Annotated in this window: 2 protein-coding genes and 1 pseudogene; 2 read left to right on the top strand and 1 reads right to left on the bottom strand. The window is 58.9% G+C overall.

Translation table 11 applies throughout. The features are described 5' to 3' along the window. Positions 1–3,515: pseudogene (locus MESCI2_RS0125600) on the bottom strand (hypothetical protein); the annotation flags it as partial. 340 nt (positions 3,516–3,855) lie between these two features. Between MESCI2_RS0125600 and MESCI2_RS0125595 the strand changes: the two are divergent. After that, positions 3,856–4,122, top strand: a complete 267-nt coding sequence (locus MESCI2_RS0125595; protein WP_245270475.1) for a hypothetical protein — start codon at positions 3,856–3,858, stop codon at positions 4,120–4,122. A gap of 337 nt (positions 4,123–4,459) precedes the next feature. After that, a complete protein-coding gene (locus tag MESCI2_RS1000000138180) occupies positions 4,460–4,663 on the top strand; it encodes a hypothetical protein (protein WP_027038968.1) in 204 nt (67 codons plus the stop codon). Positions 4,664–6,642 lie beyond the last annotated feature (1,979 nt).

Here is a 6,642-nt window from a genome sequence, read left to right as displayed (position 1 = left end):
TCTTGCGGATTGTCCAGGGTCCTCTGCCTCTTCGCTGGCCTCACTTCAGCCGTGTCGCGCTCATCGTTGATAAGGAGCTCCTGGCTTGGCAGGAGGTTGCTCCTGGCAAGTGCACCCTGGTGCCAGGACTGCTGGTGCTCGGACGCTCCAGGATCCGGTGGCTGATCAAGGCGCGGGGCTGGCTCGATAGACCACGACGGGCCCGGCTCGTCCGTCAGCCCCAAACGCACATTCTGATCGCGGGCGATGTCGGGGGCAGCATTCAGCTTAGCGCGGCCTGCGATCGGCTCGACTCCGCCCGTCGACCGCCATGTTCGAAGGCGGTCCATTGCGTTAAGGAGTCTCCTGGGATCACCATTTCCGGTGAACTCGAGCACCTCACCGCCATCGGTCAGCGACTTGTTGTCGAGCCGGGCAACAATGCTCGCTTTGTCATTCTTGAACAGCCAGTGGCCAAAGCTGCGAAGCCGACGTACATAGCCCTTGGCGGTGCGTTCTTCACCCTTGTTCTTGAGGTCGTTCTCAAACCCGGAAATAAGAGCTCCATCCTGGGGATGAAGAGGCTTCTGGTTTCTGCGAAGCTCCGTTGACAGACCCGGCCGCAGTACTGAGGACGACGCGCCCGTTTGGTCCTTCGGCCTCAAAGGAAAGTCATCGTGGGCTCCCGCGGGAAGCTCCCTTGGCCAACTGCCAGCGTCCTGCCACGCGCTGTCCTGCGTAGCGGTGTCGCCGGCCCGGATCGGCTCGAGCGATGTCTCGTCTGCGGGAAGGATCTGGAGCGGCTTAGCGCGGCCCGCGATCGGCACGGCTCCGCCCGTCGCTCGCGAGGTCTCGAGATGACCTATTGCCGTGCGGAGTCTCCGGGGATCACCCGTTCCTACGAATTCAAGTACCTCACCACCATCGGCGAGCGAGTTGTTGTTGAGCTGAGCAACGATGCTCGTCTTATTGTTTTTAAAGAGCCAGTGGCCAAAGCTGCGAAGAAGACGCACATAGAGTTTCGCGGTGGCTTCCGTGGCCCCGCCTTCGATGAGAGAGCCCTCAAGCCCCCTGATAAGCTCAGCATCCTGCGGATAAAGAGGCTGCTTGCTGCGAAGCCCTGCCGATCGAGGCGGCGGCGGCGCTGAGGACGAGAGGTCCGGTTCATCCATTGGCACCGAACTCAAATCCTGGCCGTAGCCTTCCGCAGCAAGCTCCTTCGGCCAACTGCCAGCGTCCTGCGACGCGCTGTTCTGCCCAGCAGGCCCGCCGACCCCCATCGGCTCCGTCGATGCCGCGTCTTCGGGGCCAGAAACGGGAGGAATATGGCGCTCGCGCTCCATCGCCTTGGTGCCGGCCTGCGACTTTCGAAGATGGGCCAGTGCGGACCCTATCCTTACATCGCCACCGGCATAGTGCTTGTAGCTCTTGGCATCTCTGTCCAACGCCTTGCCGGAAAGCCGACCGGCAATACCCTTCTTGTCGTTTTGACGCAGGTAGTCACTGAAGCTCCTGAGGGCAGTTGCATTCCTCTTGCTGGCATCCGTCGCTGCTTCGTTTTTATACTCTTTGATGAGAGCCCCGTCCTGGGGATAAGGATTCAGCTCAGTGCGGCCTGCGATCGGCACGACGCCCCCCGTCGACTGCGAGGTCCAGAGATGACCCATTGCCGCAATGAGTGACTTGGGGTTACGCTCTCCCATGAACTCGCGCGCGTCATCGGTCAGTGACTGGCTGCCGAGCCGCTCTTTAATGGGATCTTTATTGTTCGCGGAGAGCCAGCGGCCAAAGCTGAGAAGCGAGCGTACATAGTCTCTTACGGTGTGCTCGGAGGCATTGATGAGGGCCTGCTCAAGCCCTGAAATAAGCTCAGCATCATCGGGGTGAAGAGGGCCCTTACTGCGACGCTCAGTTGACCGAGCAGGCTGCGACACCGACGCGGAGGGCCCCGGTTCGTCCATCGGCCCCGATCTTAAATCCTTGCCGTGCCTTTCCGCGGCAAGCTCCTTTGGCCAACTGCCAACGTCCTGAGGCGCACTGTGCTGCCCAGCGGCTTCGCCGACCCACATCGTCTCCACCGGTGGCGCGTTTTGCGGATCAGGAATGGGGACAATATGGCGCTCGCGCTCCATCGCCCTAGCGCCGGCCTGCGACTTCCGTAGATGAGCCAGTGCGGGACCGATGCTCCGATCACCGCCGGCGTCCTTCCTATACTCCTTGGCATCTACATCCAACGCCTTGCTGGAAAGCCGACCAGCAATGCCCTTCTTGTTGGCTTGACGCAAGTAGTCACTGAAGCCCCGAAGGACAGTAGAATACTTCCTGACGGTGTTTGTCGCTGCTTCCTTTCTGTACTCTTTTATGAGAGCTGCGTCTTCGCGAGTCGGATCAGCGTGGCCGGCGATCGGCACGACTCCGCCCGTCGACTGCCAGGTTCGGAGATGGCTCATAGCCGTGCGGAGTGTCTCGGGACTGCGCTTTTGGATGAACTCGCGCGCATCATCGGTCAGCGACTGCTTGTCGAGCCGGTCGCTAATAGGAGGTTTATTGTTTGTGAAGAGCCAGTGGCCAAAGCTGAGGAGAGTACTTACGTGGATTGTGGCGGCGCGCTCGACGCCGTTGCTCTCGAGGGCGGTCACAAACCCTGACATAAGCTCAGCATCTGCGTTATGAAGAGGGCGGTTGCTGAGAGTTCTCAAAAGCTGAGTTGACTGAGCCGGCTGCGGCGCTGCGGGCGAGGGGTCCAGTTGGTCCATCAGTCCCAAAAGCACAGCATCGTAGCCTCCCGTGGGAAGCTCCTTTGGCCAGCTGCACGCGTCCTGAGACGCGTAGTGCTGCCCATCGGTCTCGCCGAACTGCATCGGCTCGGCCGGTGGGACGTCTTCGGGATCAGGAGCAGGGGGAATACGGCGCTCGAGCTCCATGGCCTTGGCGCCGGCCTGCGACTTTCGCAGATGAGCCAGTGCGGCACCGATGTTCCGATCATCGGCCTCGTCCTTATAGCTCGTGAGATCCTCATCCAACGCCTTGCCGGAAAGCCGACCAGCTATGCCCTTCTTGTTGTTTTGACGCAGATAGTCACTGAAGCTCCTAAGCGCACTTGCATCCCTTCTTCCGGTCTCAGTCGCCGCTTCGTTTCTATATTCTTTGATGAGAGCCACGTCTTCGGGGTGAGGATTCAGCTGGGCGCGGCCTGCGATCGGCACGACTCCGCCCGTCAACTGCCAGGTCCGGAGATGCTCTATTGCCGTCAGGAGCTTCGTGGGGTTTCCGCTGAACTCGTGCGCATCATCGGTCAGCGACACGGTGTCGAGCCGAGCGCCAATAGGCTTTTTGTTATTTTTGAAGAGCCAGCGGCCAAAACGGAGAAGAATATTTACATGATCCCTGGCGGTATGTTCGGCCGCACCACCGTTAAGGAGAACCTCCTTGAGCCCGAGAATAAGGGGAGCATCCTCGGCATGAAGAGGCTGCTTGCTGCGCCATGTCAAAATCCCTGTTGCCTGAGCCGGCTGTGGCGCCGAGGCGGCCGGCATTGGTCCACCACCTGCACCTGAATTGGCGATCTCGCTCAGTTGCCGCGCAAAGGTCGCCTCACCTGCGGACCGAGCCGCAGGTGAGCTCTCTCGCGGGCCCGCGATGTCCGATTGTCCACGTACCCGCTTGGTCGAGGGGAATTCCATCCGTTCTCACTTTCAGCAATCTAAACCCGTTTGAAGCTGGGCTTTGATCTGACATGGGAAAGCTGTCGAGAACCTGACGGCTTCAACGTGCCGCGCCAACAACGTAGGCGTGTTGGACCGGCCGTGTCTGGAGACGCGCCACTGTCCCGTCGTGAGCCTTGTGCGACAAGCCTGAAATGACTATCTTGCACACATGATGAGCAAGCATCTGGGTTCAGTCTTGACGACGGTGAACGCGCCCTACAGTGATCAACTGGACGACGCGGCGCTGGCGCATTGCCTTGCTGATATCGAGCTGGCCAAGCAGCATCCCGGTCATGTCAGCGCCTTGCTCGGCGAGGTTCCTCTCGCTCAGCAAGTCGAGTTCGCAACCGCGCACCACATCGCGGTTGAGGACCTGAAGGCTTTTGCCGCCAAGTTCTCTGCCTGGTCCGGCGAGAGCTATCCACTCGCGGCGTAATGGCTGGACCTGATAGCCGACGCCCGTCCGAATGGCGGCGGGTTTTTCGCATTGCTATCGACCTGATCGACCAGCTTCGCGAGAATGCCGGGGGCGATGACTTTGAATGGTCATTTGGCGCCGGAACGGCGATGATCCAGATTGGCCATCGCGAAAGCCATGACATCGATATCTTCCTCGATGACCCGCAACTGCTCGGATTCATCGACCCCTCCAGAAGCCACCTTCACTTTGAAACGATGCCGACCGGCTATCTGGGAGACGGGCTTCGGTTTCAGAAATTCGCCCTCGGAGGCATTGGCGCAATCGACTATCCTTGCCGGTGGCGCAGCCAGTCGTGCCGCCCAAGCGGGGCTCATTCGTCGCCGGCGAGACCATCGAATGCCTCGATCAGCGCATCGACGATCGCCTGGCCGAGCGCCTGTGCAGTCTCAGCGATCTGGGCTTCGTTTCCGTCGCGGGCCGCGGTGGCGAGTTCCGAACCCTGATCCGTGAGGATCGCATTGGACCGGCCGGATCATCCCTGAAACGCAACCAGTAAGCCATTGAATTTTTCACATCCAGTCGCTGACGCATGTGTTCGGCCAAGCCTTCGCTTTGGTCAACACAGCTTCTTGGGGCGCATTTCCTGGATCGAAACGCAACCGTAGCAACGCTTGAGCGATCGCGACCGAAAGGCATATTACTTTCAGATGACCCAATATCGAAAGTGTATTTGCTTCTGGTCGGCTCCAAGGAGATGAGAGATCTGCTCTGCATCAAGCGCTGCCTCGTTTTATGTGGGTCTGGGCGTGTTGCCAGTACGATGCATAGACCAGTGTTTGCGACGAGTAATGCTGGCAGCATGTTACAAAGGGAACGCCGGGCGTAATTGCAGTCTCTCGCTCACATTGAGGTGGATTATGGATGGCATTCGTCGCTGCGGTAGTTCGCAAATGCCGGAGTTTGGAGCCGACAGCACTGAAGAAATCGATGGATGCCCTGGTTCTGCGCCTGGTCAAGGAGGCCGACCGTTCCATTCGGCCCTGGAGCCGGTGCACTCCGGCCGAGAAGATGAAGGTGCTGGCTCCACTTGCAACGAGTCCGTCGCGGCTGATGTCTCGCGTGACACGGTCGCGGTTGGAGGGCAGTCTGGTTTACGCCCGCTACCGCATCGTGGCGCTCTCGGTGGGGACGAGACCGCGTTGCAAGAGCAGTCGTGGCTGAGGCAACTGTCAGATAACGTGCCTCCGAATGAAACTGGATTTGAGCCGCAGCCGCAGGCGCACGGCAATATCCAGCGCACTGACATGGGCATTTCGATGCGGATACCGCCGCAGTCCCATCTGCGGAATAGCAGGCTCGGCAGTACGCGCCCAACAGCGTCATCGGAACCACCCCCCGTCGCGCGTGCAAAGAATAACAAGGGCAGAGTGCTGTGGTCGCGTATTAAGTCGGCGGTGGCGAAGGTCTCTTCCGAGGGAGGTCGTGGAGAAAAGTCGTCCTACGGCTCGGCGTCCGACGTGGTCTATTCAGAAATACGCAAAGATTTTGGGAAGCGTGCTTGCCCCTCTGCCGGTAGCGACCTGCATCCCCAAGACGAGCGCCCCATCAAACGGTTCGCGGTAGCAGGTCAACACGAGCAATTTACCGCCGAGGGAAACAACTCTGCGAGCCTCAATCGGCTTCCCCAATCGCGCATCCTGCTTCATCCTTATCCCGATGACGCCCGCATCATCGAAGGCCTAAAAGAAGATTCTCTGCGCAACCTTGGGCCCGACTCGACTAGCGAACAGAAGAAATTTGTCCGGAATGTTGCTAGCCATCAACGCAAATTTAGTGATTGGCTCCAAACGAAGGAGAAGGGGAGCATAACGAGTCGACTCAACGGCAGTGATCAGCTGCAGCGGTCGTTGCAAGCGGATCATGCGNAATTTACCGCCGAGGGAAACAACTTTGCGAGTCTTAATCGGCTTCGACAGTACGTAGGCGCCGAGCCCCAATCGCGTATCCTGCTTCATCCTTATCCCGACGACGCCGAGATCATCCATAGCTTCCTCACTGAACAGCTGAGCAAGGGCGCAAATAGGAAAACTGTCACAAGTCAAGCTAGCCATCGACGCAAATTTAGTGATTGGCTCCAAACGAAGGAGAAGGGGAGCATAACGAGTCGACTCAGCGGCTGTGATCAACAGCGAAAGTTGTTGCGGGCAGATTACAAGACCTTTTCGAAAACGGCGGGACAAATTTCCATGAGCTTCACTCGGCTGCAGCAGTACCTCGAAGGCCTGCGCACCGAGCCCAAATCGCACGCCTCGCTTCATCCTTATCCCGATGACACCCGCCTCATCGAGGATCGACTAAAAGACGAACTGCACAAACTTGGGCCCGTCTCGACTCCTGAACAGAGGAAACTTGTCCAGAATGTTGCNAGCCNTCAACGCAAATTTAGTGATTGGCTCCAAACGAAGGAGAAGGGGAGCATAACGAGTCGACTCAGCGGCAGTGATCAGCTGCAGCGGTCGTTGCAAGCGGATCATG

The organism is Mesorhizobium ciceri WSM4083 (assembly GCF_000519305.1).
In the GTDB taxonomy this organism is placed as follows: Bacteria; Pseudomonadota; Alphaproteobacteria; order Rhizobiales; family Rhizobiaceae; genus Mesorhizobium; species Mesorhizobium ciceri_B.
Note: the sequence above shows the minus strand (reverse complement) of the source record. Positions and strands in the feature narration are given on the sequence as shown.